A 24,430-nucleotide genomic window follows, 5' to 3' on the forward strand; every position below is an offset into this window, starting at 1 on the left:
CGTCAGTCCCAGGAGCCGCGCTGCTTCTTCAGCTGGCTGCGCTGCTTCTTGGCCTGGATCCGCCGCTCCTGCGAGCCCTTGGTCGGCTTGGTCCGCCTCCGGGCCGGCGCGGGCGGCGCCAGAGCCGCGCGCAGCACCGCGGCCATCCGCTCGCGGGCAGCCTGCCGGTTGCGCAGCTGCTGCCGGTGCTCGCTCGCCGCGATGGTCAGCACGCCGTCGACCAGCCGGCCGCCGAGCCGCCCGGCCATCCGCTGCTGCTGGTGCTCGCTGAGCCCGGGCAGCTCCAGCGGCCGCACCGACAGCTCCACCCGCGAGTCGGCCGTGTTCACGCCCTGCCCGCCCGGTCCGGACGACCGCGAGAACCGCCACGACAGCAGCCCCGCGGGTACGACGAGGGAGCCGGTGACGGGCAGGTCACCGGCGGCGTCGTCGGTCGCGGGCATGCCACCAGTCTGGCCGACGGTGATCACGATCCGGCGCGCAACGTTCCCGGAGCGAGGTGCTGGGCGGTCCAGCCCGGCACCTGCTCGGCCCACTCGGTCCGCTCCTCCGGGTGCACCCCGCGCAGGATCCGCCGCCAGCTGCTCGCCCGCTGCAGCGGCGCCACCCGCAGCGCCAGGTCGCTGAGCTCGCGGAGCTCGGCCGCCGTCCCGAAATCCAGCCACTGGTCCAGGTAGGCGTCGCGCAGCCCGAACAGCACCGGGTCGCCGCCGGGCAGCTCCAGCACGCGCGCGGCGAACCGCAGGCTCACCAGCAGGACCAGGAACGGGTGCCCGACCGAAGCATCGCCCCAGTCGAAGAAGCGGTGCCGCTCGCCCTCGACGAAGACGTTGGCGTCGTGCAGGTCGTCGTGCTGGACCGATGCCGGCACACCGCCGTCGGCCAGCCCCCGGCACGCCTCCGCGTACGCGCCGAGGTCGGCGCGCACCCGATCGCGATCCTCCTCCGAGAGCCCGTCGGGTGTGCCGAGCTTCTGCAGTTCGTCGTCGGTGAGGAGCTCTTCCGCGAGCCCGGGCAGTCGCTCGGGCCGGTGGTCGGGCACCCCGAGGCGCATCAGGTCGGCGGCGTGCGGCGCGACGGCGACCTGCAGACGGGCGTGCTCGACGAGCATGGCCGCCCAGTCGGCGGGCTCGCGGGAGCCCACCTCCCGCATGGTGCGGCCGCCGTCGGGCAGGAGCAGCAGCCGCCGTTCCGGCTCGGCCGCCAGGGGCACGAGGACGTGGTCCGGCGCCCAGCCGCCGAGCGCCGTGGCCAGCGCCGGCTCCTGGGCGGACCCGGGACCGACCGACTTCAGCCAGACCGCACCGCCGTCCCGCAGCGGCAGGCGGAAGGCGGTCGACCACGGCTGCACGTGTGGCTGCTCCGGCTCGCCGGCCGGCGCCAGGCCGAGTCGCTCCAGCTGGTCGTCGGCCCAGGCGAGGACCCCTGCCCGCCACCGCGGATCCCGCCAGGTGCGCGCGCCGGTGGTCTCGGTGATCACCGGCGGGATCCTAGGATCCTCCCGCGCCGACGCCGAGCCGGTTTCCGCGCTCAGGCCGGTACCGGGTCCGCTCCCCCTGCCGCCCCGGGACGGCATCGCACGAGCCGGCGCAGGGTCAGCCACGAGCCGCGCAGCGCGCCATGGGTCTCCAGCGCCTCGATCGCGTAGGCCGAGCAGGTGGGCGTGTACCGGCAGCACGGGCGCCGCTTCGGGCTGATCTCCCGCTGGTAGTACCGCACTGCGGAGATGAGCCGAGCCGCGGCGCCGGTCCCCTGCTGCCCTGCCCGGATCGCGGGGATCGAGCGGGGCGCCACCAGCATCAGCTCGAGGCCGCAGCCGATCGCGTTGGCCAGGCAGCAGCCGGTGTTGAGGAACAGCAGATCGCGCAGGCACGAGTCGTTGTTCCGGCGGTAGCCGCCGTAGCCGTACCCGGGCGGCGGGCCGTACCCGCGGCCGTAGCCGGGTCCGTATCCCCCGTAGCCGCGACGGCGGCGCCCCCCACTGCTCCAGATGAAGACCATGGTCTGGCAGGTACCGCGCGACGGCGGCGCCCATGCGTGATCCCACCGCACCCGCGGCACGACGATGATCAGGTCACCTGATCACGACGGGTCCTACCTCACGGTCGACCGTGAGGTAGGACCCAGAACGACCAGGTCACCTGATCATCAGCGAGGCGTCAGAGGATCGGGGTGCCGCCGGTGACGGCGATGCGGGCCCCCGAGACGTAGGACGCCTCGTCGCTGGCCAGCAGCACGTAGACCGGCGCGAGCTCGGCCGGCTGCCCGGCACGGCCCAGCGGAGCCTGCTGGCCGAACTTCTCCACCTTCTCCGGGGGCATGGTCGCCGGGATCAGCGGCGTCCAGACCGGGCCTGGCGCCACGCTGTTGGCTCGGATGCCCTTGTCCGCGTACATCTGCGCGAGCGACGCGGTGAAGTTCGCGATGGCCCCCTTGGTCATCGCGTAGGGCGCGAGGTCGGGGCTGGGGTTGTCGGAGTTCACCGACGAGGAGTTGATGATCGACGCGCCCGGCTGCATGTGCGGGATCGCGGCCTTGCACAGGGTGAACATCGCGGTGAGGTTCGTGGCGAGGGTGTAGTCCCACTCCTCGTCCGACACCTCGTCCAGGGTCGGGTGGCTCATCTGGAACGCGGCGTTGTTCACCAGGATGTCGACCTTGCCGAACTCCTCGACCGCCTTCGGGATGATCGTCTTGCAGTGCGCCCGGTCGGAGATGTCGCCCGGCACCAGGACGCACTTCCGTCCGGCCTGCTCGACGTACTTCGCGGTGTCCTGCGCGTCCTCGTGCTCGTTCAGGTACGAGATGAGGACGTCGGCACCCTCCCGGGCGAAGGCGATCGCGACGGCGCGCCCGATACCGCTGTCGCCACCGGTGATGACGGCGGCCTTGCCGGTGAGGCGACCGGAGCCCTTGTAGCTCTCCTCGCCGTGGTCCGGCTTGGGGTCCATCTCCCCCAGCGTGCCGGGAACGCTCTGCTGCTGGGCGGGCTGGGACTCGGGACGGGGCGACGACATGGTTCTCCTCCGGTGCGGCTCACGACCTGCGGCGCGGTCGTCTCCCGCGCCTCGTCGTCCGCCCGCTACCCGGTCCGGCCCGGAGGGAACCCGGTGGGCTCCTGCGTCAGGCTGCGCGGCTGGCCGGAGCCGCCTCGGCGGAGACCCAGCGCATCTCGAGCCGACGACGACCGGACGCATCCACGACGGGCACCCAACGGCACTCCGGGCAGTCCTTGATCTCGCGCATCGTCTCGCTACCTCTCATTCACCTGCTGTTCACCTTACCTACCGCCATCGACGTAGCCGATGCACAGCTAGAGGTTCCGTTACCGTTCCGTGATCGAGCCCGAACCGACGGGCGGTGCACGGGAAGCAGGACGGCGTCGGGCACGCTGTTCGGCACGATGACCACTCCCCTGCTCGCCGATCCGGCCGACCTCACCGCGCTCCGGAAGCTCGGTGACGACGCCGACGAGCTGTTCGCCTCCTTCGCCGCCTGGGCCGAGTCGAACGGAACCGTGCTGTACCCGGCGCAGGAGGAGGCGCTGATCGAGCTGGTCAGCGGCGCGAACGTCGTCCTCGCCACCCCGACCGGGTCGGGCAAGTCGCTGGTGGCCACCGGCGCCCAGTACGCCGCGCTGGCCGCCGGACGGCGCAGCTACTACACCGCACCCATCAAGGCGCTGGTGAGCGAGAAGTTCTTCGCCCTCTGCGGAGTCTTCGGCGCGGCCAACGTCGGCATGCTCACCGGCGACGCGAGCGTGAACCCCGGCGCCCCGATCATCGCCTGCACGGCGGAGGTCCTGGCCAACATCGCCTTGCGCGAGGGCGCCGACGCCGACATCGGCCTGGTGGTCATGGACGAGTTCCACTTCTACGGCGACCCAGACCGCGGCTGGGCCTGGCAGGTGCCGCTGCTGGAGCTGCCGAAAGCGCAGTTCCTCCTGATGAGCGCCACGCTCGGCGACGTCACCTTCCTGCGCGAGGACCTCAGCCGCCGCACCGGCCGGACCACGGCACTGGTCGCGAACGCCGAGCGCCCGGTGCCGCTGCACCACTACTACGCGACGACGCCGATGCACGAGACGATCCAGGAGCTGCTGGACACCCAGCAGGCGCCGATCTACGTCGTCCACTTCACCCAGGCATCGGCGCTGGAGCGCGCCCAGGCCTTGATGAGCGTCAACGTGGCCAGCAAGGAGCAGAAGGCCGCGATCGCCGAGATGATCGGCGGTTTCCGGTTCTCCTCCGCCTTCGGGACGACGCTCTCCCGCCTGGTCCGCCACGGCATCGGCGTGCACCACGCCGGGATGCTGCCGAAGTACCGGCGGCTGGTGGAGCAGCTGGCCCAGGCCGGGCTGCTCAAGGTCATCTGCGGCACCGACACCCTCGGCGTCGGCATCAACGTGCCGATCCGCACCGTCGTCTTCTCCGCGCTCAGCAAGTACGACGGCACCCGCATGCGGCTGCTGCAGGTCCGCGAGTTCCACCAGATCGCCGGCCGCGCCGGGCGGGCCGGCTACGACACCGCGGGCACGGTCGTCGTCCAGGCGCCCGAGCACGAGATCGAGAACATCAAGCAGTTCGCCAAGGTCGCCGACGACCCGAAGAAGCGCCGCAAGCTCGTGCGCAAGAAGGTGCCCGAGGGGATGGTGCCCTGGAGCGAGTCGACGATGACCCGGCTGATCGAGAGCGAGCCGGAGAAGCTGACCAGCCACATGCGGGTCTCGACGTCGATGGTCCTCGACGTCGTCGACCGGCCCGGCGACCCGTTCGTGGCCATGCGCCGACTCCTCACCGAGAACCACGAACCGCGGAAGAGGCAGCTGAAGCTGATCCGCGAGGCGATCGGCATCGCTCGCTCGTTGCTGCAGGCCGGCGTCCTGGAGCGGCTGCCCGAGCCGGAGCCGGACGGCCGCCGCTACGACCTCACGCTCGACCTGCCCGAGGACTTCGCCCTCAACCAGCCGCTGTCGACCTTCGCCCTGGCCGCGATCGACCTGCTGGACGCCGAGTCGGACACGTACGCCCTCGACGTCGTCAGCGTCATCGAGGCGACCCTCGACGACCCGCGGCAGATCCTGTCGGCCCAGCTGAACAAGGCCAAGGGCGAGGCCGTGGCCCAGATGAAGGCCGAGGGCATCGAGTACGACGAGCGGATGGAGCTGCTGGAGGAGGTCAGCTACCCCAAGCCGCTCGAGGAGCTGCTCGGGCACGCCTTCGACGTCTACCGGCAGACGAACCCGTGGGCGGCCGACGCGCAGCTGTCACCGAAGTCGGTCGTCCGTGAGATGTGGGAGCGGGCGTTCACCTTCCGGGAGTTCGTGAACACCTACGGGCTGACCCGCTCCGAGGGCGCGGTTCTGCGCTACCTCTCCGACGCGTTCAAGGCGCTGCGCTCGGGTGTGCCGGCGTCTGCTCGCACCGAGGAGGTCACCGACCTGGTCGAGTGGCTGGGTGAGATGGTGCGCCAGGTCGACTCCTCGCTGCTCGACGAGTGGGAGGCGCTCACCAATCCCGAGGACGACGCCGTCGCCGAGGTCGCCGTCCCTGCCCGCCCGCGGCCGCTCACCGGCAACGAGCGCGCGTTCACCGCGATGGTGCGCAACGCGCTGTTCCGCCGGGTGGAGCTGTGGGCGCGCCGGCGCTGGTACGACCTGGGCGAGCTGGACTCCGGCTCCGGCTGGGACGCCGACCGCTGGGGCGAGGTCGTGCAGGCCTACTTCGCCGAGCACGCGGAGGTCAACACCGGCGGCGACGCCCGCGGGCCGGCGTTGCTCCTCTGGGACAAGTCCGAGCCAGGCGTGTGGAAGGTGCGGCAGATCGTCGACGACCCCGCGGGCGACCACGACTGGGGTCTCGACGTCGAGGTGGACCTGGAGGCCTCCGACGAGGAGGGCGCCGCCGTGATCCGGCTCGTGGACGCCGGCCGCCGTGACTGACCTGCGCCACCTGACCACCCAGCGACTGCAACTCGACGCCGTCGTCCCCCAGCACCTGGCGCGGGACGGCCTGGGCTACTGGACGGCGCGGCTGCGCGCCGACCTACCGGACACGGACCTGCGCGCGGACGACGTCGTCGGCACGGGTGGGTGTGCTCTCCGGGTCGGGACGGCGTGGTGGAACCTCTACTACCGCTTCACCCCGCCGGCCTGGGGCACGGGACTCGCGGCCGAGCTCGTGCTCGCGGCGATCGACGCGGCGCACACGGTCGCGCCGCAGCGGCCGGTCGTCGCCTACCTGCTGGAGCACAACGTCGAGTCGCGCGGCCGGGCCGAGCGCTCGGGGCTGACCCAGGTATGGCGGGGTCCGGACGCCGGCAACTCCGACCCGGCCGCCGTACGGCTCGTCTACGCCGACCGGCCGCTGAGCGGCGGCCTCCTCGCGCGCGTCGCCGCGATGGTCTGACGTCGAGCCGGAGTTCAGCCTCGCCGCTGGAGCGCCCGGCGCACGAAGGCCGCCTTGCGGGCCGTGTACTCCGTCCAGTCGTCGGTCGTGGCGGCGAGCTGGGACTTGAGCCGGACGTATTCGGCCTGCAGCGCCTCGTCGCGGCGCAGGACGTCCCGGAAGGTCGTGCGGCGAACCCACTCCCCGCCCTCGGCATCCACGACGTGCACCACGGTGACGCGCCGGCCACCCTCCCACCGCGCGAGCCAGGTGTGTCGCTCCCCCTCCCCCGTCGTGCGCTCGCCGTCGACGACCATGCCGATCGCCACCAGCCGGGCGACCGCCTCGTCGTGCTCGGCCTGGGGCGTGCCCACGAGGACGTCGACCACGTCCTTGGCCCGGATGCCGAGGGCCGTGGACCCGATGTGCTCGACCGCGGCCCGCGGCAGGACCCTTCCGACCACGGCGGCCTCGAGCGCGAAGCGTGCCGCCCACCCGGTCACGTCGGCGTCGACCAGCTCCATGCCCGGACCCTAGGGCGGCGAGTCGGCATAGCCTGCTCACGTGCCTCCGGAGACCGGACTCGGCGACTCCGCGCGCGAGCACCTGGTGCTGCGCGCCCTGGCCGGCTGGTCGGCGGCCGCCGAGGCGCGCGTGCACTCCGTGGTCACGACCCGACGTCGAGCCGCGGTGAACCTGCTCGTGAACGGCGACTACGAGTACGTGGAGCTCTTCCAGCGGGACCGGGACGGCCTGTGGATCGAGGCCGGGTCATCCAGCGGACACGTGGACGAGGCCCACCTGGACCAGTAGCTGCGGGCTTCCCACCCGGCCGACATCACGAGAGGACGCCGCTAGTCGACGAGGTCGCACGCGTCGCGGGTGAACTCCTCCACGCTCGCCACCGCGTTCACCTCGCCGCGACGGTCGATCTCGCCCGACCAGTAGGTGACCTGCCCCGGGTCCGTGCTGGCCAGCGCGTCGAGGCGGAACGTCACGCCCTTCGCAGACCACGAGTTGTCGTCGGTCCCGCCGTAGAGCGTGTACTCGCGCTGCGGGTCGAGATCGGTCAGCCGGGTCTCCACTCGCCAACCCGCCGACGGACCGCTCAGCGACCAGGTGGCCAGACCGGTCACGGGCTCGACCGCACCCCATGAGCCGTGGACGTCACCGTCTGCCGCGTACAGCGCCATGCCGTCGATGTGGTGGCGGCAGACGTACACGTAGCCGACGAGCTCGCCGTTCTCGTCGAGACCCACCCCTGACACAGCCGCCGGCGGGACCGAACACCCCGACGTGAGGAGGACGAGGAGCAGTGCCACAGCCAGCAGCAGAGGACGGCGCACCGGGGCAGCGTAGGGACCGGATGACGGGCTCCGGGCCTTCGTCCCCGAGTCGTCGCCTGATTCGTCAGGAGCGCGCCGATCGCGGGAACGCCCCCTCCCCCCGGGAAGTTGTGGAAGGGGCGTCGGCCTTCAGCCGCGGCCGTGCGCTGCCGATGAATCAGTTGATCGACGTCACGAGGAACGAGGAGGGGCCATGGACTACCTGCGGCGTCTGCAGATGGAACGACCCGTGCTCTTCTACATCGCCCTGCTGGTCGGCTTCTTCGTAGCCTTCCAGCTGCTGCTCTTCGTGGCCGAGCTCCTGCTCGGCTCCTTCGGACTGCCCGGCTGGGCGCCGCTGGTCCTCGTGGTTGGCGTCCTCGTCGTCATCGCCCGGCGGCAGCAGCGCTAGTCGTCGCGGCTCCCGGCGGGGCCGGGACCGTGTGCCAGGCTCGCAGCCGATGAACGCATGACCGGCTGGGAGATGGCGGTGGTCCTGGCTGCCGGCTTCGCCGCGGGCGGCATCAATGCCGTCGTCGGCTCGGGCACCCTGGTCTCCTTCCCGGCCCTCCTGGCCGTCGGGCTACCCCCGGTCCCGGCCACGATCAGCAACTCGCTCGGCCTGATCGCCGGCAACCTCACCGGGTCGATCGGCTACCGCGAGGAGCTGCGCGGTCAGCGGCGGCTGCTGCTGAGCCTCGTCCCGGCCTCGGTCCTGGGCGGCCCGACCGGCGCCTACCTCCTCCTGCACCTGCCCGCCTCGACCTTCGAGGCCGTGGTGCCGGTGCTGATCGCGGTCGCCGTCGTACTGGTCGCCGTGCACCCGCTCCTGCGCCGGCGGCTGGACAGCCGGCGGTCCGGTGCAGCGGCGACTGCGCGGATCGCGCCGGGCCGGCTCGCCGCCCTCTTCGGCAGCGCCTACCTCACCGGCACCTACGGCGGCTACTTCGCCGCGAGCCAGGGCGTGCTGCAGATCGGGCTCTTCGGGCTCCTGCTGCCCGAGTCGCTGCAGCGGCTCAACGCGATCAAGAACGTGCTCACCCTGACGGTCAACACCGTCGCCGCGGGCGCCTACGTCGTCGTGGCCACCGACCGGGTGGACTGGACGGCGGCTGCGCTCCTGGCGGCCGGGTCGCTCGTGGGCGCCTACCTCAGCGCCCGCTTCGGGCGGCGCTTGCCCGAGCCGGTCCTGCGGACGGCGATCGTCGCGCTGGGCGTCGTCGCGATCGGGGTGCTGCTGAGCCGATGACCCCCCTGGAGTTCCTCTTCCTCGTCCTCGCCGGGATCGGCGCCGGCCTCACCGGAAGCATCGCCGGGCTGGCCTCCCTCGTGAGCTACCCGGCGCTGCTGGCCACCGGGCTGCCCCCGGTCACCGCGAACGTGTCGAACACCGTCGCGCTGGTGCTCAACAGCGTCGGGTCGGTGAGCGCCTCGCGTCCCGAGCTGAGGGGCCAGGGCCGGCGACTCCTCCCCCTCGCCGTGGCGGCGGTGCTGGGCGGGGTCGCGGGAGCGGTGCTGCTCCTGCTCACGCCGACCGAGGCGTTCGAGAAGATCGTCCCCGTCCTCATCGCCGGCGCCTCGGCCGCGATCCTGGTGCAGCGTCCGCCGCGGGACCTGGCCGCCGAGGGCGCCCGCCACTCCTCCGGCGGCGGCGATCCGCGGTGGCTGCCGCTGGGCACCTTCGTCGTCGCCATCTACGGCGGCTACTTCGGCGCCGCGGCGGGCGTGCTGCTGCTGGCGATGTACCTGCTCGGCACCGGCGAGGGCCTACCCCGCGGCAACGCGATGAAGAACGTGATCCTCGGCGTCGCCAACGCCGTCGCGGCGGTCGGTTACGTCCTCTTCGCCTCGGTGGCGTGGTCCGCGGTCGTCCCGCTGGCCATCGGCTGCCTGATCGGGGGAAGGATCGGCCCGGCCGTGGTGCGCCGGGCCCCGCAGGCGGGGCTGCGCCGGGTCATCGCCCTCGCGGGGCTGGCCCTCGCGGTCCGTCTCGCCGTCCAGGCGTTCTTCCCGTGATGATCGGCGTCCACCAACCGGAAGGCCGCCGCATGCGCACGCTGTCCTACGCCATGAACGTGTCTCTCGACGGCTACGTCGCCGCACCCGGTGACGATCTGACCTGGGGGGCGCCGAGCGACGAGCTGTTCCAGTTCTGGTCGGACCGGGTGGCGGCGACCGGCCTCACGCTCTACGGGCGCCGGCTGTGGGAGGCGATGAGCTCCCACTGGCCCACGGCCGACCAGCAGCCCGGTGCCACCCCCGCGCACGTCGAGTTCGCCGGCCGGTGGCGGGACCTGCCGAAGGTGGTCTTCTCCTCCACGATCGGCGCGGTCGACTGACACGCCCGCCTGGTCGCGAGCGACGCCGTCGCCGAGATCGCCCGGCTCAAGACCGAGGACGGCGGCCCCATGGACGTCGGCGGCGCCACGCTCGCCGCAGCGGCCATGCGCGCCGGCCTGATCGACGAGTACGTGGTTGTCACCCATCCCGTCCTGATCGGGGGTGGCACACCGTTCTTCCCGACCCTCGACGGCTGGGTGAACGTGAACCTGGTGGAGACCCGGACGTTCCCCGGCGGCGTGCTCCTGACCCGGTACGAGGCCCGGCGGTGAGCACCGCCGGGCCTCGGCCGCTCAGCGGCTGACGTAGGCCGCCAGGAACAGCACGAACGCGCTGACGCCCAGGAGCAGCCGCGCCGGGGTCAGGCCGTTCACCAGGCCGGCGGTCGTCTCCACCCACGCCGGGCGGACGGCGGCCTCGCGGGTCTGCTGCCGGATGATCCGCACCTCGTCGGCCAGCAGGATGCCCGCAGCACCCAGCAGGCCCAGGCCCACGACGGCGAACACCAGCGCGAGCTCCTCCTGGAACGAGTCGGCCGAGCCGCCGAGGACGACCGCGGCGATCACGCCGAGCAGCAAGCCGACCAGACCACCGGCGACGGGCGCCCACGGGCCCATCACCGTCATCGGGCCCCGGCGTGGGCGGCGCAGCGAGGGGCGCACGGTCACCGGCGACGTGGCGTTCGGGCTCTCGGACGCCTCGTCGACCGGGGTCGCGTCGGGCAGCGGAGGTACCGGGGCCGCGGCGGTCGGGGTGCCGTCGGCGTTCTGCTTCGGCAGGGACATGGTCACGTTCGGTTCGGTCATTCCATTCACCTCGTGCGCCACGCTAGGCACAGGCGGCGACCGATCCCCGCAGGACACCCCGCCGACGCCGAGTGGGCCATCCCTCAGGGAATCGACGTGCCTGAACGGTCGTCAGCGGGTAGCCGCCGCCTCTCTCGGCGTCACCTGGAGCTGCGGCAGGACGTGCTGCCCGAAGGCGTCGAGGAACCCACGCTGTTCCTGACCGACGTGGTGGACGTACACCTCGTCGAAGCCCAGCTCGAGGAGCTCCGCCAGCCACTGGGTGTGCCGGCCGAGGTCCGCGGAGATCAGCACCGCGCCCTCGACGTCGGCCGGCTGCACGTGCGCGCTGGCCTGGTCGAACGCTTCCGCGGTGTCGAGGTCCCAGACCAGCGGCGGCGGGAAGACGTTGCTGCGCCACTGGTCGTGGGCGATCGCCAGGGCGCGGTCGGGATCGGGGTCGTAGGAGACGTGCACCTGGACGGCGAGCTTCCCGCGTCCGCCGGCTCCTCGGTAGGTCTCGATGAGCTCGCGGAGGGTCGGGACCGGCTGGTTGATGGTGATCAGCCCGTCGGCCCACTCGGCCGCCCGCCGGGCCGTCCCGGCGGTGACCGCCGGTGCGACCAGGGCCGGCGGCTGGTCCGGAAGGCTCCACACGCGCGCCCGGTCCACCGTGACCAACCCGTCGTGCGTGACCTCCTCCCCGGCCAGCAGCGCGCGGATGACGTCGATGCACTCGCGCAGGCGGGCATCACGCACGTCCTTGCGCGGCCACTTCTCCCCCGTCACGTGCTCGTTCATCGCCTCGCCGCTCCCCAGCGCCGCCCAGAACCGGCCGGGGAACATCGCTCCGAGGGTGGCGATCGCCTGCGCCACGATCACGGGGTGGTAGCGCTGGCCCGGGGCGTTGACCACCCCGTACGGCAGCGACGTCGTCGCCATCGCCGCGCCGAGCCACGACCACGCGAAGCCGGAGTGCCCCTGGCGCGGGTTCCACGGGGTCAGGTGGTCGGAGCACATGGCGCCGGTGAAGCCCACCTGCTCGGCGTACCGGACGGAGTCCAGCAAGGCGGCGGGGTGGATCTGCTCGTGCGAGGCGTGGAACCCGAGGACCGGCATGCAGCCATGCCTACGGTCAGCGGGCGGCGACCGCCAACCGGAGGCCGAACCCGACGAGCGCGGCGCCGGTCACACCGTCGATCGCCCGGGCGGTGGCGGGGCGCCGCAGCCACCGGCCGAGCGCGCCCGCCAGCACGATCAGGAGCGTGAACCAGACGGCGGTGAGAACCCCGTGCACGGCCGCGAGCAGCAGACCCACGAGGAACGGGTCACTGCCGGCCGGGAGGAACTGCGGCAGCAGTGCCACGTAGAAGACGCCGACCTTCGGGTTGAGCAGGTTGGTGGCCAGACCGGCGCGGGCAGCCCGCCACGCCGACGACGGGACCGGACCGGCCGCCGCCGCCTCGTCCCTCGCGCGCGCCGCACGGACGAGCAGACGGACGCCGAACCACACGAGGTAGGCCGCTCCCGCCCAGCGCAGCACGTCGTAGGCGAGCTGCGAGGCGGTGAGCAACGCGGAGATCCCGACCGCCGCGGCCGCGCCCCACACGACGATCCCGGCGACGATGCCGGCCGCCGTGGCGGCGGCCTCCCGGCGGTCCCGGGTGAGGGCGGCGCGCAGCACCAGCGCGGTGTCCAGCCCCGGGGTGACGGTGAGCGCCGCCGCGACGACGGCGAAGCCCAGCACGGCGGTCCCCAGGGTCACCGCGCCATCCTGCCCCGACCGGCGGCGAGGAACGCCACTGCCGCCCACACTGCGGGCAGCCCTCCCCCCGGAGAGGATCGACCGGTGACACCGAAGCCGACGACCGACGCCTGGGGTATCGACGCGAGCTGGCTGGACGCGCTCGACGAGGAGCACCAGGTGGCCCAGGAGACCATCGACACGCTGCGCCGCATCATCGGCGAGCCACCCGCCGACCTCGACGACCGCGCACCGATCGTGGCCCGCCCCGGGGACTCGCTGGAGGTCGACGAGGCCGACGTCGTCTGCGAGGACGGCGAGGTCCGCCAGATCGACGGCCACCTGCCCGAGGACTTCCCGCTCGGCTACCACTGGCTGCAGTCCCCCGAGGGGCGCCGCCGCCGGCTGATCGTCTCCCCCGGGCGCTGCTGGTTGCCCGAGGACCGTGCCTGGGGGTGGGCGGTCCAGCTCTACGCCGCCCGCAGCCGGGAGAGCTGGGGCATCGGCGACCTCGCCGACCTCCGCAGCATCCGACGGATGGCCGAGGAGCAGGGGGCCGGGTTCGTGCTCATCAACCCGCTGCACGCGGTCGCCCCGATCGAGCAGCAGGAGGCGAGCCCGTACCTGCCGGCGACCCGCCGCTTCCTGAACCCGATCTACCTGCGGGTGGCCGAGGTCCCCGGCGCCGACGCCGTCGACCTGGAGGAGGACGCCGGTCGGGCGCTCTCCGACGGGCCGCTGATCGACCGCGACGCGATCTGGGCGCGCAAGCGCGAGGTGCTCATGCGGATCTTCTTCGCCCACGGCGGCGGGGAGGCGTTCGCCCGCTGGCGCGAGGAGCAGGGCACGACGCTGCAGGACTGGGCGACCTGGGCGGCGATCACCGAGGAGCACGGCGCGGACTGGCACACCTGGCCCGAGGAGCTGCGCCGGCCCGGATCGCCCGCGCTGGCGACCTACCAGGAGCAGCACGGCGCCGTGGTCGCCTTCCACGCCTGGCTCCAGTGGGCACTGGACCTGCAGCTGACCGCGGCCACCGGCGACCTGACCGTGATCCAGGACCTGCCCATCGGCTTCGCCGGTGGCGGCGCGGACGCCTGGGTCTGGCAGGAGGCCCTCGCCGACGGGGTCAGCGTCGGCGCCCCGCCGGACGCCTTCAACTCCGCCGGCCAGGACTGGGGGTCCCCACCGCTGATCCCGTGGCGGCTGCGCGACGCCGACTACGAGCCCTTCATCCAGTCGATCCGGGCCACGATGGCCGGCGCGGGCGGTCTGCGGATCGACCACGTCATGGGGCTGTTCCGCCTCTGGTGGGTGCCGGCCGACGGCAGCGCGGCCGACGGCGCCTACGTGCGCTACCCGTCGGAGGACCTGCTCGACATCGTCGCCCTGGAGAGCCACCGCGCACAGGCTCTGGTCGTGGGCGAGGACCTCGGCACGGTCGAGGACGGCGTCCGCGAGGCCATGGCCGAGCACGGCGTCCTCTCCTACCGACTGCTCTGGTTCGAGGACGACGACCCCGCGGAGTGGCCGGCCGAGGCGATGGCCGCGATCACCACCCACGACCTGCCGACGGTGGCGGGGTTGTGGACCGAGGCCGACGTCGACGAGCAGCGCGAGCACGGCACGGGCACCGACGAGGAGCTCGAGCGGGGGCGCGCGTCGCTGCTCGCACACCTGCCCGGGCTCTCCGACGACGCCTCGGTCGAGCAGGCCGTGGAGCGGGCGCACGAGCTGCTGGCGCAGTCGCCGTCGCTGCTGCTGTCGGCCACGCTGGACGACGCCGTGGGCGAGCAGCGTCGGCCGAACATGCCCGGGGCGAACGAACGCCCGAACTGGTCGCTCCCGCTACCGGTCCTGGTCGAGGACCTCCCCGGCCACCCGCTGCTGCAGAGCGTGGCGCGCACCCTGGCCGGGGGCATCGGCTCCGCCTGATCCCGGAGACGACACCGGCGCGGCACCTCCTCTCGGGGGTGCCGCGCCGGTGCGCATGCGCAGCTGGTCAGGTCAGGACTCGACGCCGTCCTGCTCGCTCGCGCCGGTACCGCGGCCCTGGGTCAGCCGGTCGGTCCCGGGGCCGCCGATCAGCCGGTCGTCACCGTTGCCGCCGTCGAGAGCGTCGTCCCCGAAACCACCGGAGAGGACGTCGTCGCCGTTGTCGCCGGCCAGGCGATCGTTCCCGGCGCCACCGCAGACGACGTCGTTCCCGTTGCCGCCGGTGACGACGTCGTCGCCACCGAGACCCATGATCACGTCCCGCTCGTTGGTGCCGCGGAGCGTGTCGGGGCCGTTCGTGCCGCGGATCGTCGGCACCAGGCCCTGGCAGCGCTCGTCCAGGTCGATGCCGAGCACCAGCGGGTCGTGGTCACTGGCCCGGTACGGGTTCGGGGCGTACAGCTTCGGGTCGCCCACGTACTGGTAGGCGAAGGACTCCACCGAGTTGATGTTCCAGTGCGCGAAGCCGGTGACCTTCTCCGTGAGCGCCGGCGTGGCCAGCGCGTGGTCCAGCGAGCCCGACAGGCCGTCGAACACGTAGCTGTACCGCTCCGGGTCGAGGGCGCTGCCGAGGTCGGCGTACCCGGCCTGCCGCAGGACCTCGATCGGGTCCTCCTGGGTGTAGGCGTTGAAGTCGCCGAGCATCACCACGTCCTCGTCGCCGGTCGACTCGCGCAGCCCCTGCACGAAGGCGGCCAGCGAGCGGGCCTGGCGGACGCGGTCGCCGTTCGAGGCACCCTGCCCGTCACCGGCGTCGGCGTTGTCCCCGCCCGAGCCGGAGCCCTTGGACTTGAAGTGGTTGGCCACGACGGTGAAGGCGTCGCCGTCCTTGACGAAGGTCTGCGCCTGCGGCTCGCGGGCGTTGAACCAGACCGTCTCGTCCACCAGACCCACCGGGCCACCGACGGGCTGCACGACGTCGTCCTGGTAGATGATCGCGCTGCGGATCAGGTCGCGGGGCACGCCGTAGAGCTCCTGCGGGAGCGGCACGTAGCTCCACTTCTGGTAGCCGGCGGCCGCGTTGAGCCGTCCGACCAGGTCCGCGAGCGCGGAGTCGGCGTTGCCGGGGCTGTACTTCGTGGTGTCGGTGTCCTCGATCTCCATGAGGGTCACGACGTCTGCGTCGAGCGCCTCGATCGCGGGCACGATCTTGCCGGCCTGCTGCTCGAAGTCCGCCGGGGTCTTCGCCCCTCGGCCACCGTCCTTCTCCAGCGTGAGGAAGTAGTTGAGGACGTTGAAGGCACCGACCTTCACGTCACCACCGACCGCGTCCGGGGTGGCGGTCCGGGTGTTCTGGGGTCGGAAGACGCCGTCGGAGGTCCCGTCCGCCGGCTGCAGCCGCCACGCGGAGCTGCCGTAGCTCAGCACGACCGGCTCCTGGAAGCGCACGACGTCGCCCACGCGGACCGGGGTGTTCGGGGTGAGGTAGGGCGCGCTGGACGTGGTGACCCGCGCGCTGACGCCGTCGTCCAGGACGATGCTGCGCAGCGCGTTGGACGCCACGATCGCCGCGGCCTCGGGGGTGTCGGGCCGGGCCAGCTCGGTGGGCTGCACCAGGAGGCCCCCCTCGGAGAGGATCAGCTCCCCGAAGCTGGTGAGGTCGTAGACCTCGCTGACGGTGAGCTCGTCGACCGGGGCGACGAGCATCCCCTCGACCCGCTCGCGGGCGGTGTCGTCGGCCGGCAGGTCCAGCGGAGCCGCCGTCGGCAGGTCGGCCGCCGAGCCCGGGGCGCAGACGCCGACCTCGCTGCGCGAGGTGATCTCGGTGAGACCACCGAACTCGGAGACGGCGCCCCGCACGGCGACGGTGTCACCGAGGCCCACCGGCACGGAGCTGTAGACGAAGACGCCGTCGGAGGTGGCGGTGTCGCCGTCCCCGTCGACGTCCTGCAGGTGGAACCCGTTGAAGCCGGGCACGTCGCCGACGACGACGCCGCGGACGGTGACCTGCTTGCCGGCCAGCGGCGAGGTCGCGCCGGTTCCCTGGACCGCGCCGATCTCGTGCGACGGCGTGGCGGCGCAGGCGTCGAAGGGCGGCGGCGGGGGGTCCGGGGTGAAGGTCGGGTTCACCGCTCCCTTGGAGTTCGCCGCCGGCCCGAACCAGCTGTAGGTGCCGGTCTGCGTGTTGTAGCGACGGGAGAGGGACTGTCCCGCCGCCTCGGTCCCGGCCTCGGAGACGCCGATGTCCGTGCTGGCCATTCCGGCGGCGGGGCCGTCGGCGGCCGTGAAGGAGCCCTCGTAGGAGAGGAGCTCGGCGACGCTGCCGTCGGGTCGGACCAGGGCGACGCCGTCGGGCGAGCCGTTCTGGAACCCGTTGGCGGGGTAGCCGACCACGGCCACGCCGTTGGTCACCGTCGGGAGAGGGTCGGTGTCGTACACCTTGCGAGCGGTGGGGCCGGTGCCGAGGTCTCCGTTGTAGAGGACGACCTTCCAGCCCGCCGAGCCGGTGCCGCCCGGGAACTCGACCTCGACGAACTCGTCCACGTCGGTACCGGTGTTGTCGTAGTGGATCTCGGAGATGAAGGGGGTGGTGGCCGGCGCGGCCTGCGCCAGGCCGGGCAGCCCGAGCGTGCACGCCGATGCGGCGAGCACGCCCAGGGTGGTGCGACGCGCGACCAGACGCGTGCGGGCGGAGCGTGGGAGCACGGAGTTCCTTCCACGGGGATCAGGACACGGCGACCGTAGTGGCACCGGGTGACAGCACCCAGACGCTAGGTGACCCGCCGACGACAGCAAGGTGATCTCTCCGCCTCGCCCCACCCGCCCCACGCGCCACACCTCCGGGGCGTGGGGTCGAACAGGCGTTCGAACAGGTGGCAGACTCCTCGCATGGCCGGCGGCATGCATCCAGGACGCTCCGGTCGCCGCTCCCTCGGCGAGCGCGCGGCCGACTCCGGGGTCGCCGCCACCCCGGCCCCGGCGCCTCAGCGCCCCGCCGGCGACCCCGAGGGCCGGCACTGCTGGGTGCACGACCCGCCGGAGGCCCCGGGCACCTGGCCGGGCCTCCTGGTGGAGTGGCAGCAGCGCCCTGGCGGCTGGCACGGCCGGGTCACCTACGCCGTGAACGGGCCGTACGGGCCGGCTCTCGTCGAGGCGTGGCTTCCGGCCGCGCGGCTCGAGCCGCGGTGATCACCCGTGATCACCGTCCCGGTTAGCGCGGGCGGGCACGGGCTATGGCTTCGTCGACCGCTTCCCGAGACGACTGCTCCCCGACCGGAGGACGCCACGATGACCGAGTCCCACGACCGCCCCACCCTCGACGACGTGATCCAGCCCGAGGAGTCGGCTCCGCGCGACCGCCAGGAGCACGCGAAGGACCCGCACCTGAGCGACGAGGCCCTCGAGCACCGCACCGAGCAGGAGCGCCAGGCCGTCGGCTCCGACGACGCCGACCCGGCCGGTGCCGACCGGCACTCGGCCACCGACTGAGCCGGCCACTCCCCCACCGCGGGTCCGGGATGCCCCACCCCCCGCACCCGCGGGCGAGGCATCCCATGACCCGGCTGACCGCCGACGACGTCGCCTGCTGGTTGCTCAAGTCCGCGCTCGTGCCGGAGCGCCTCGCCGACACCTGGACGCCGGGCGAGGAGGTCGTGCTCGACCGGTGCGTCCGTCCCTCCTACCGGCTCGGTCTCATGAGCCCCGGCCGGCCGTGCGTCCTGTGGGTCAGCGGGCGCGACCGCCCCGGGGTGCACGCGCTCGGCACCGTCACGGGGGATGTCGACGACCGGGGCGGAGGGCCCACCGTCCCCGTGCGCCTCCGACTGCTGGCCGAACCCGTCCCCCGCGCGGATCTTGCTGCCGATCCGGACTTCAGCCGGGCCGAGGTGCTGCGCATGCCCGCCGGCAGCAACCCCTCCTGGTTGACCGCCGGCCAGTACGCCGCCGTCCTCTCCCGGGTCTCCCAGGCGGATTTGGGACCATGGCCCGCGTGACTCCCGCCCGCCTCCGCTGGGGCGCTCTGCTGTGGCTGCTGACCCTCCAGTTCTTCGTGCTGGAGGCGCTCGCCCAGGCGCGCTACGACGCCCCGTACTCGCGCATCGACCAGGTGATCAGCGCCCTCGGGGCGTCGGACTCCCCCGGCCGCGAGCTGATGAACGCCTCCTTCGTCGTCCAGGCCGCCCTGATCCTCGGCGGCGCGCTGCTGCTGCGACCGGCCCTCTCCGGAGCGGCCGCACGGGTCGCACCGCTGCTGCTCGCCGCGGCCTCGCTCGGCGTGCTGCTGGTCGGCGTCTTCCCCACCGACGGCAACGGCACCATGCACGCGATCGGCGCCGTCCTGTACTTCGTCGGCGGTGGCCTGGGCCTGATCGCGCTCGCGTACGGCGTGCGGCCGCGCTCCGAGCTCGTCGGGACCGCCGTGGTGCTGCTGGGGATGATCGCCACCGCGGCGACGATCTTCTTCTTCACCGGAGTCACCGACATCCTGGGCGAGGGCGGCACCGAGCGTGCGGCTGCCTATCCGTTGCCGATCGCCCTCGCCCTGACCGCCCTCCTGCTCGTCCGGACCGGCCGCGCGGACGCCGCACCGGTCGACGCCCGCCGCGCCGAGCGGGCCGAGGAGGCAGCCCGGCGCGCCGAGCGGGCCCGGGAGCGGGATGCCGCGCTCGAGGCCGCTGCCCGGCGACGGACGACGCAGCCCGGCGCTCCCGCCGCTCCGGAGACCGGGGACGACGGCGACGACATCGATCCCGAGGACCCCTGGGCCCCGACCCGCCGCTCCTGAGGCTCAGCCCGCCGGCTCGAAGCGCAGGACGTCCGCCACCGGACGCCGCCCGCTGACCACCGGTGCCGGCCCGTCGGCCCGGTCGGGCGGGTACCCCAGCCGCAGCAGCATCTGCGGGTACCCGACCAGCGACAGCCGCGACTGCATGCGGGTGCGGGTGGCCGGCCAGTCCAGCGCCTGGGTCAGGGGCGAGGCCACGAGCCCCGCGTCGGTGACCCGCAGCAGCACCCGGGCCAGCGCCCGGCCGGACTGCAGCCACGCCTCCCGGTCGTCGCCCTCGGTACCCATGAGCACGACCGCCGGGCGCTCGACCTCCGGCGGCGGCGCGTCGGGGTCACCGGCCGCGCGGAAGGCGTGCGGCTCCCGCTGGCCGGCCACGAAGTCGCGGATCAGCCAGTTCGAGGCGCGCTCGTGGGGATCCCCCTCGGGCACCGCGCCCACCGGCACGCCGTCCTCGGCCGCCGGATCCGTGCGCAGCCAGCTCTCGAGTTCGGCCAGATAGGCAGGGTCGCCCTGCTCCATCTCCTCCGCGCGGGAGATCAGGAAGACGGTGGCGACCTCCTCCTCCGAGCGCGTGATCGGCTTGAGCCAGGTGCCGAACCTGCCCGTCTCGGCCTGCAGCCGGTCGAGCAGCTCGGCGGGCACCGCACGCGCGGCGAAAGGGGTGCGCACGGTGTGCCGGCGGTCGATGGCCGCGGCCAGCGCTCGCGCCTCGTCGTCCGCGGGCACCGGTCCGGTCAACCGGATGACGCCCAGCGCACCCGTGCCGTCCGGGAGCAGTTCGGTCTCCGCGCCCCACCCGGCAGCGGCGAGCGCGACGACGGCGAACTCGAGCGCGATGCCGCAGCTGATGACCTGCTGACGCCCCGTCGGGTCCAGCACCGGCAGCGCGCGGGCCGCGTCGAGGTGCAGCTCCACCCGGTCGTCGCGAGCGACGAAGCGCCACGGCTGCGTGTTGTGGATCGACGGCGCCCGCGTCGCGGCGGCGACCACTCCCGCCCAGTCCTGCTCCTCCACGACGTCCCCTCCTGGTTCCTGGCCCACCGCTCCGGTGCGCCGACCCCGTGCCTACCCCATGCGCGCCCCACCGCGCACACCGGCCGGATCAGCCGACGGCCGTCTCCACCACCGGCGCGGCCCGACGGCGGGCACGGGCGCGGGAGACCGCGACGCCGACCAGGCAGACCACACCGCCGAGCAGTGCGAGGGCGGGCGGCGCCTCGTCCAGCAGCAGCCAGCCGAACAGGATGACCAGCGGCGGCACGACGTAGGTCGTCACCCCGAGACGGCCGGCGTCCATGCGCGACAGCGCGAACGCCCACGTGCTGAAGGCCAGCGCGGTCGGCACGACACCCAGGTAGACCATGCCCGCCACCGACGCGGCCGGAGCATCCCCCAGGTCGGCCACCAGGGCCCCGGCCCACGGCAGACAGCAGACGGCACCGATGGCGCAGGCGGTGAACGTGACCTGGAGGCCCGGCAACCTGCCCAGCAGGGGCTTCTGGGCGACGACGCCCACCGCGTAGGTGAAGGCCGCGACCAGGCACAGGACGACGCCGAGCAGGTCGGCCCCGGCGCCCCGGGTGGCCAGGCCGATCAGCAGGACGCCGGCGAACGCGATCGCGATCCCCACCACGAGGGGCCGTGGGAAGCCCTCGCCGAGCCACAGCCCGGCGAACAGCGCGATGAGGATCGGGCCGATGTTCACCAGCATGGCGGTCGTGCCGGCGTCGAGATGCCGCTCGGCGGCGTTGAGGGCGACGTTGTAGACGCCGAACCACCCGACGCCGCACACCACGAGCAGCCGCCAGTCGGCCCGGGACGGGCGCACCCAGCCGCGCCGGCTGACCAGCAGGCCCAGGACGAGCGTGCCGACGAGGAGCCGGCCGAGTGCCAGGGCACCGGGTGCGAGGTCGTCGCCGACCGCCCGGATGCCGATGAACGCCGAGGCCCACGACAGCACCGTCACCACGACGGCGAGGAGCGTGCGCGGATCCGGGACGACGGTGCGAGGCGAGGTCACGAGCGGACCCTAGAGGCCGCCGGTGACACCTCCCGCCAGGTACTGCGCCCAGGTGACGCTCCCCCGCTCGCCACGCTCGGGGATCGCCGCACCGTCGCGCATCGCGGCGGCGATCCGACCCGGGACGGGCGTGGGGACGACCCGTGCGCTGGGCGCCCGCACCGAGGCCCACGAGCGAGCGAGGTCGGCCACCGAGTGCTCCTCGGGGCCGCCGAACTCCACCACTCCCCCGGCGGGCTCCGCCGTCGCGACCCCGACCAGGTGGGCCGCGGCGTCGTCGACGTCGACGGGCGAGACCCGCCAGCCCATCGGCACCGGGAGCAGCGGTCCGCGCCTGGCCGTCTCGAGCAGCTCGTCGGCGAACTCGTGGAACTGGGTGATCCGCACCAGGGTCACCGGCAGCCCGGAGGCCAGGAGGACCTGCTCGGCGGCGTACTTGGCGCGGTAGTAGTTCAGCGGGATGCGGTCGATCCCGACGATCGACACGTGCACGAGGTGCCGGAGGCGCTCGCGGTCCACGGCCTCGACCAGTCGCCGGGTACCGGCGACGTCGACCTCCCACGGGTTGCCCCGTGGGTCGCTCGCCGCGTGCACCACGACCTCCGCGCCGGCGAGTGCGTGCGCCAGGTCGAAACCGGTGGCGAGGTCACCGCGCACACCTCCCGGCCCGTGCCCTCGGCGGGACATCTGCCGGACGGAATGGCCTGCCTGCTGGAGTCGGGGTACCAACCGGCGGCCGAGCCGGCCCGTGGCACCGGTGACGAGAACGTCCACCGGCGCAGTCTGCCCGGCCGCGCCCTCGCTGCCCAGCGCAGCGTCGTCGCTCCTCGGTCAGCGCTCCTGGTCGGTCGGGCGCACCAGCACCTCGTTGACGGCCACGTGCGCCGGCTGCGAGACCACGTAGAGCACCGCCCGGGCGATGTCGTCGGCCTCCAGCGACCGCATGCTGGTGTACATCTGCACCGACGCGGCCTTGGCCTCGGGCTGGGTGATGTGGTCGGTGAGCTCGGTGCTGACCGCCCCGGGCTCGACGAGGCTGACCCGGACGCCCCGGCCGGTCACCTCCTGGCGCAGCGACTCGCTGAAGGCGTTCACCGCCCACTTGCTCGCGTTGTAGACACCAGCACCCTTGCGGGCCACGCGACCGGCGACGCTCGACATGTTCACGATGTCACCGCTGCCCTGTTCGACCATGCCGTCGACGGCGGCGTGCGTCATGTACATGACGCCCAGGACGTTCGTGGAGAGCATCCGCCGCCAGTCCTCGGGGTCGGCCCCCACGATGGTCCCCAGGAGCATCACCCCGGCGTTGTTCACCAGGACGTCCAGCCCGCCCAGCTCCTCGCGCGTACGGCGGACGGCGTCGGCGCAGGACTGCTCGTCGGTGACGTCGAGGTCGAGGGCGAGCACGGAGGCCCCGGTGCCGCCCAGCCGCTCGGCGAGCGCTGCGAGCCGGTCCTTCCGGCGGGCCCCGACGGCGACGGCGGCACCCGCGGCCGCCAGGGCGACGCCCGTCGCCTCGCCGATGCCGGACGAGGCCCCGGTGACCAGGGCGACCTTGCCCTCGAGGGGTCGAGGTGTCTCGCTCATGGGTTCTCCTCCCGCGGCCGCCCGGTGCGGTCGCCGAACCGTGTCCTGCCCCGGGCACCGCGCCCGCACGCCTCTCCGACCTCGGTTCGGTGGTGTCGGCAACCGTTCACGCCGGCGCCGCGCACCGCTCACGCGCCGTTCCCGGGCCGCGCGCAGGGTCGGGGCGCCGCGGGCACGGCGCCCGCGGGTGAGAGGAGCACACCCGATGACCCGATCGGTGCACCTGCGCCGCACGCTGCCGGCCTGCCTCGCGGCCGTGACCGCCGCCGCCGTGGCGGGGGGCGTCCTCGTCCTGGCGCCCACCGACGCCTCGGCCGCCCCGGGTGGCAAGGGGAACCCCCACACCCGCAACGTCATCTTCATCAACGGCGACGGCATGTCCGCCGCCCACCGGGAGGCCGCACGCCTCGCCCAGGTCGGCTACGACGGCGACCTGGTCATGAACACCCTCGGCGCGACGGGTCTCCAGACCACCGACCCCGACGACGTGAACGACACCATCACCGACTCCGCCGCGGCGGCGAGCGCGTGGGCCACCGGCGTGAAGACCTACAACGGCGCGATCAGCGTCGCGAACGCTCCCGTCGGCGGCAAGGACGCCCCCGGCCGGGCACTGCTGACGCTGGGGAAGGAGGCGAAGGACGCCGGCAAGGCGACCGGCATCGTGACCACCGCCCAGGTGACCGACGCCTCCCCCGCGGCGTTCTTCTCGAACACCGCCAACCGGAGCAACCAGGACGACATCGCCCGCCAGTACCTCGAGGTCACCAGGCCGGACGTCATCCTCGGCGGTGGCGAGGACTGGTGGTTGCCGGCCGGCACCCCCGGCGCCTTCCCGGACAACCCGCCGGAGGACCCGGCGGAGGCCAGCAGGGGCACGAAGGGCGACCTCGTCGGCCGCGCGAAGCAGCTCGGCTACACCTACGTGACCAGCCGCTCCCAGCTGCAGCGGGCGACGGGCGACAAGCTGCTCGGGCTGTTCGCGAACGAGGAGATGTTCCAGCAGCGACCGGAGGGCGCTGGTGACGTCTACACCCCGGTGGTACCCCTTCCGGAGATGACCAGGAAGGCCCTCGACATCGTGTCGCGCGACAAGGACGGGTTCTTCCTCCTCGTCGAGGAGGAGGGCGTCGACGAGTTCGCCCACGACGACAACGGCGCCCGCATGCTCCAGTCGATGAAGTACCTCGAGGACACCGTCCGGCTGGCCCGCGACTACGTGCAGGCGCACCCCGACACCCTGCTCGTCGTCACCGGCGACCACGACTGCGGCGGCCTGAGCATCGAGGGCCCCGACACCGGGGACGAGAACGGCGCCCCGGGGATCTCGGGCGAGGACGGCCCGTTCACCATCCCCGGTGACAGCCGGACGTTCGTCATGGACTGGACGACCGCCGGCCACACCGGCGTCCCGACCGTGGTCACCGGCGCCGGCTACGGCAGCGAGCAACTGGTCGGCTACTACCCGAACACGCACCTGCACGAGGTCATGCACCGGGTGCTGTTCGGCCGCTGA

28 protein-coding genes are annotated in these 24,430 nt (G+C 73.3%); 14 read left to right on the forward strand and 14 right to left on the reverse strand.

Annotated elements, in window-relative coordinates; all coding sequences use genetic code 11:
- Positions 1-2: 2 nt before the first annotated feature.
- From arfB to DQ237_RS18310, 4 genes are all read right to left on the reverse strand, one after another.
- Positions 3-443, reverse strand: coding sequence for an alternative ribosome rescue aminoacyl-tRNA hydrolase ArfB (gene arfB, locus DQ237_RS18295; protein WP_113801618.1), 441 nt, complete (start codon positions 441-443; stop codon positions 3-5).
- Between the two features lie 23 nt (positions 444-466).
- On the reverse strand, positions 467-1,480 hold the full coding sequence (locus tag DQ237_RS18300) for a phosphotransferase (protein WP_113801577.1): 1,014 nt from the start codon (positions 1,478-1,480) through the stop codon (positions 467-469).
- A gap of 50 nt (positions 1,481-1,530) precedes the next feature.
- Positions 1,531-2,001, reverse strand: coding sequence for a membrane protein insertion efficiency factor YidD (yidD, locus tag DQ237_RS19985; RefSeq protein WP_113801578.1), 471 nt, complete (start codon positions 1,999-2,001; stop codon positions 1,531-1,533).
- A 158-nt stretch (positions 2,002-2,159) separates the two neighbouring features.
- Complete coding sequence (locus DQ237_RS18310) at positions 2,160-3,017, reverse strand: glucose 1-dehydrogenase (protein ID WP_113801579.1); 858 nt, start codon at positions 3,015-3,017, stop codon at positions 2,160-2,162.
- Between the two features lie 386 nt (positions 3,018-3,403).
- On the opposite strand from DQ237_RS18310, the gene DQ237_RS18315 reads away from it, so the two are divergent.
- Together DQ237_RS18315 and DQ237_RS18320 are read left to right on the forward strand one after the other, a co-directional pair.
- On the forward strand, positions 3,404-5,941 hold the full coding sequence (locus tag DQ237_RS18315) for an RNA helicase (RefSeq protein WP_113801580.1): 2,538 nt from the start codon (positions 3,404-3,406) through the stop codon (positions 5,939-5,941).
- A complete protein-coding gene (locus tag DQ237_RS18320; protein ID WP_113801581.1) occupies positions 5,934-6,407 on the forward strand; it encodes a GNAT family N-acetyltransferase in 474 nt (157 codons plus the stop codon). The genes DQ237_RS18315 and DQ237_RS18320 overlap by 8 nt, the downstream gene beginning before the upstream one ends.
- Positions 6,408-6,421: 14 nt before the next feature.
- On the opposite strand, the gene DQ237_RS18325 is transcribed toward DQ237_RS18320, so the two are convergent.
- Entirely contained in the window at positions 6,422-6,910 is a 489-nt protein-coding gene (locus DQ237_RS18325) for a GrpB family protein (RefSeq protein ID WP_113801582.1), read from the reverse strand.
- A gap of 40 nt (positions 6,911-6,950) precedes the next feature.
- Between DQ237_RS18325 and DQ237_RS18330 the strand changes: the two genes are divergently transcribed.
- Complete coding sequence (locus DQ237_RS18330) at positions 6,951-7,199, forward strand: hypothetical protein (RefSeq protein WP_113801583.1); 249 nt, start codon at positions 6,951-6,953, stop codon at positions 7,197-7,199.
- Positions 7,200-7,240: 41 nt separating this feature from the next.
- Here DQ237_RS18330 and DQ237_RS18335 read toward each other — a convergent pair whose 3' ends face one another.
- Positions 7,241-7,732, reverse strand: coding sequence for a hypothetical protein (locus DQ237_RS18335; protein ID WP_147251849.1), 492 nt, complete (start codon positions 7,730-7,732; stop codon positions 7,241-7,243).
- Positions 7,733-7,925: 193 nt separating this feature from the next.
- Between DQ237_RS18335 and DQ237_RS18340 the strand changes: the two genes are divergently transcribed.
- The 5 genes from DQ237_RS18340 to DQ237_RS20650 are packed head-to-tail and all read left to right on the forward strand — an operon-like array spanning position 7,926 to position 10,323.
- A complete protein-coding gene (locus tag DQ237_RS18340) occupies positions 7,926-8,123 on the forward strand; it encodes a hypothetical protein (protein ID WP_113801585.1) in 198 nt (65 codons plus the stop codon).
- Between the two features lie 57 nt (positions 8,124-8,180).
- Entirely contained in the window at positions 8,181-8,960 is a 780-nt protein-coding gene (locus DQ237_RS18345; RefSeq protein ID WP_113801586.1) for a sulfite exporter TauE/SafE family protein, read from the forward strand.
- Positions 8,957-9,727, forward strand: a complete 771-nt coding sequence (locus tag DQ237_RS18350; protein WP_113801587.1) for a sulfite exporter TauE/SafE family protein — start codon at positions 8,957-8,959, stop codon at positions 9,725-9,727. Before DQ237_RS18345 ends, DQ237_RS18350 begins: the two co-directional genes overlap by 4 nt.
- A gap of 32 nt (positions 9,728-9,759) precedes the next feature.
- The gene (locus DQ237_RS20645; protein ID WP_205730282.1) at positions 9,760-10,050 is read left to right on the forward strand and encodes a dihydrofolate reductase family protein; all 291 of its coding nucleotides are present in this window, start codon (positions 9,760-9,762) and stop codon (positions 10,048-10,050) included.
- A gap of 9 nt (positions 10,051-10,059) precedes the next feature.
- A complete protein-coding gene (locus DQ237_RS20650) occupies positions 10,060-10,323 on the forward strand; it encodes a dihydrofolate reductase family protein (protein WP_205730286.1) in 264 nt (87 codons plus the stop codon).
- A gap of 21 nt (positions 10,324-10,344) precedes the next feature.
- Here the strand turns inward: DQ237_RS20650 and DQ237_RS18360 are convergent, their stop codons facing one another.
- The 3 genes from DQ237_RS18360 to DQ237_RS18370 form a co-directional block, all read right to left on the reverse strand.
- Positions 10,345-10,857, reverse strand: a complete 513-nt coding sequence (locus DQ237_RS18360) for a hypothetical protein (RefSeq protein WP_205730283.1) — start codon at positions 10,855-10,857, stop codon at positions 10,345-10,347.
- A 111-nt stretch (positions 10,858-10,968) separates the two neighbouring features.
- Positions 10,969-11,955, reverse strand: a complete 987-nt coding sequence (locus DQ237_RS18365) for a TIGR03885 family FMN-dependent LLM class oxidoreductase (protein WP_113801588.1) — start codon at positions 11,953-11,955, stop codon at positions 10,969-10,971.
- Between the two features lie 16 nt (positions 11,956-11,971).
- The gene (locus DQ237_RS18370) at positions 11,972-12,601 is read right to left on the reverse strand and encodes a LysE family translocator (RefSeq protein WP_113801589.1); all 630 of its coding nucleotides are present in this window, start codon (positions 12,599-12,601) and stop codon (positions 11,972-11,974) included.
- Between the two features lie 84 nt (positions 12,602-12,685).
- Between DQ237_RS18370 and malQ the strand changes: the two genes are divergently transcribed.
- Positions 12,686-14,515: a 4-alpha-glucanotransferase gene (gene malQ / locus DQ237_RS18375; RefSeq protein WP_113801590.1), complete on the forward strand. Its 1,830-nt coding sequence runs from the start codon at positions 12,686-12,688 to the stop codon at positions 14,513-14,515.
- 72 nt (positions 14,516-14,587) lie between these two features.
- Here malQ and DQ237_RS20350 read toward each other — a convergent pair whose 3' ends face one another.
- Complete coding sequence (locus DQ237_RS20350) at positions 14,588-17,221, reverse strand: ExeM/NucH family extracellular endonuclease (RefSeq protein ID WP_304557986.1); 2,634 nt, start codon at positions 17,219-17,221, stop codon at positions 14,588-14,590.
- A gap of 183 nt (positions 17,222-17,404) precedes the next feature.
- Between DQ237_RS20350 and DQ237_RS18385 the strand changes: the two genes are divergently transcribed.
- From DQ237_RS18385 to DQ237_RS18400, 4 genes are all read left to right on the forward strand, one after another.
- On the forward strand, positions 17,405-17,704 hold the full coding sequence (locus tag DQ237_RS18385; protein WP_113801591.1) for a hypothetical protein: 300 nt from the start codon (positions 17,405-17,407) through the stop codon (positions 17,702-17,704).
- Positions 17,705-17,803: 99 nt separating this feature from the next.
- A complete protein-coding gene (locus DQ237_RS18390) occupies positions 17,804-18,004 on the forward strand; it encodes a hypothetical protein (protein WP_113801592.1) in 201 nt (66 codons plus the stop codon).
- 65 nt (positions 18,005-18,069) lie between these two features.
- Positions 18,070-18,510 (forward strand): hypothetical protein, encoded by a 441-nt coding sequence (locus tag DQ237_RS18395; RefSeq protein ID WP_113801593.1) that lies wholly within the window; start codon positions 18,070-18,072, stop codon positions 18,508-18,510.
- Positions 18,498-19,301, forward strand: coding sequence for a DUF998 domain-containing protein (locus DQ237_RS18400; protein ID WP_240619734.1), 804 nt, complete (start codon positions 18,498-18,500; stop codon positions 19,299-19,301). Before DQ237_RS18395 ends, DQ237_RS18400 begins: the two co-directional genes overlap by 13 nt.
- Positions 19,302-19,304: 3 nt before the next feature.
- On the opposite strand, the gene DQ237_RS18405 is transcribed toward DQ237_RS18400, so the two are convergent.
- The 4 genes from DQ237_RS18405 to DQ237_RS18420 all read right to left on the reverse strand — a co-directional run bounded on the left by DQ237_RS18405 (position 19,305) and on the right by DQ237_RS18420 (position 22,914).
- The gene (locus tag DQ237_RS18405) at positions 19,305-20,318 is read right to left on the reverse strand and encodes a nitroreductase (protein ID WP_113801594.1); all 1,014 of its coding nucleotides are present in this window, start codon (positions 20,316-20,318) and stop codon (positions 19,305-19,307) included.
- 88 nt (positions 20,319-20,406) lie between these two features.
- Complete coding sequence (locus DQ237_RS18410) at positions 20,407-21,324, reverse strand: DMT family transporter (RefSeq protein ID WP_113801595.1); 918 nt, start codon at positions 21,322-21,324, stop codon at positions 20,407-20,409.
- Positions 21,325-21,333: 9 nt separating this feature from the next.
- On the reverse strand, positions 21,334-22,098 hold the full coding sequence (locus DQ237_RS18415; RefSeq protein WP_113801596.1) for an SDR family oxidoreductase: 765 nt from the start codon (positions 22,096-22,098) through the stop codon (positions 21,334-21,336).
- A 57-nt stretch (positions 22,099-22,155) separates the two neighbouring features.
- A complete protein-coding gene (locus DQ237_RS18420; protein WP_113801597.1) occupies positions 22,156-22,914 on the reverse strand; it encodes an SDR family NAD(P)-dependent oxidoreductase in 759 nt (252 codons plus the stop codon).
- 205 nt (positions 22,915-23,119) lie between these two features.
- On the opposite strand from DQ237_RS18420, the gene DQ237_RS18425 reads away from it, so the two are divergent.
- Complete coding sequence (locus DQ237_RS18425) at positions 23,120-24,430, forward strand: alkaline phosphatase (protein ID WP_113801598.1); 1,311 nt, start codon at positions 23,120-23,122, stop codon at positions 24,428-24,430.

The sequence above is a fragment of the Blastococcus sp. TF02-8 genome, from assembly GCF_003319175.1.
In the GTDB taxonomy this organism is placed as follows: Bacteria; Actinomycetota; Actinomycetes; order Mycobacteriales; family Geodermatophilaceae; genus Blastococcus.

Excerpts from the sequence above, each read along its gene's own strand:
- DQ237_RS18420 (WP_113801597.1), bottom strand. The coding sequence starts at position 22,914 with ATGAGCGAGACACCTCGACCCCTCGAGGGCAAGGTCGCCCTGGTCACC.
- DQ237_RS18385 (WP_113801591.1), top strand. The coding sequence starts at position 17,405 with ATGGCCGGCGGCATGCATCCAGGACGCTCCGGTCGCCGCTCCCTCGGC.
- DQ237_RS18345 (WP_113801586.1), top strand. The coding sequence starts at position 8,181 with ATGACCGGCTGGGAGATGGCGGTGGTCCTGGCTGCCGGCTTCGCCGCG.
- DQ237_RS18400 (WP_240619734.1), top strand. The coding sequence starts at position 18,498 with ATGGCCCGCGTGACTCCCGCCCGCCTCCGCTGGGGCGCTCTGCTGTGG.
- arfB (WP_113801618.1), bottom strand. The coding sequence starts at position 443 with ATGCCCGCGACCGACGACGCCGCCGGTGACCTGCCCGTCACCGGCTCC.
- DQ237_RS18390 (WP_113801592.1), top strand. The coding sequence starts at position 17,804 with ATGACCGAGTCCCACGACCGCCCCACCCTCGACGACGTGATCCAGCCC.
- DQ237_RS18425 (WP_113801598.1), top strand. The coding sequence starts at position 23,120 with ATGACCCGATCGGTGCACCTGCGCCGCACGCTGCCGGCCTGCCTCGCG.
- DQ237_RS18395 (WP_113801593.1), top strand. The coding sequence starts at position 18,070 with ATGACCCGGCTGACCGCCGACGACGTCGCCTGCTGGTTGCTCAAGTCC.
- DQ237_RS18365 (WP_113801588.1), bottom strand. The coding sequence starts at position 11,955 with ATGCCGGTCCTCGGGTTCCACGCCTCGCACGAGCAGATCCACCCCGCC.
- DQ237_RS18325 (WP_113801582.1), bottom strand. The coding sequence starts at position 6,910 with ATGGAGCTGGTCGACGCCGACGTGACCGGGTGGGCGGCACGCTTCGCG.
- DQ237_RS20645 (WP_205730282.1), top strand. The coding sequence starts at position 9,760 with ATGCGCACGCTGTCCTACGCCATGAACGTGTCTCTCGACGGCTACGTC.
- DQ237_RS18360 (WP_205730283.1), bottom strand. The coding sequence starts at position 10,857 with ATGACCGAACCGAACGTGACCATGTCCCTGCCGAAGCAGAACGCCGAC.
- DQ237_RS18315 (WP_113801580.1), top strand. The coding sequence starts at position 3,404 with ATGACCACTCCCCTGCTCGCCGATCCGGCCGACCTCACCGCGCTCCGG.
- DQ237_RS18340 (WP_113801585.1), top strand. The coding sequence starts at position 7,926 with ATGGACTACCTGCGGCGTCTGCAGATGGAACGACCCGTGCTCTTCTAC.
- DQ237_RS18310 (WP_113801579.1), bottom strand. The coding sequence starts at position 3,017 with ATGTCGTCGCCCCGTCCCGAGTCCCAGCCCGCCCAGCAGCAGAGCGTT.
- DQ237_RS18350 (WP_113801587.1), top strand. The coding sequence starts at position 8,957 with ATGACCCCCCTGGAGTTCCTCTTCCTCGTCCTCGCCGGGATCGGCGCC.
- yidD (WP_113801578.1), bottom strand. The coding sequence starts at position 2,001 with ATGGTCTTCATCTGGAGCAGTGGGGGGCGCCGCCGTCGCGGCTACGGG.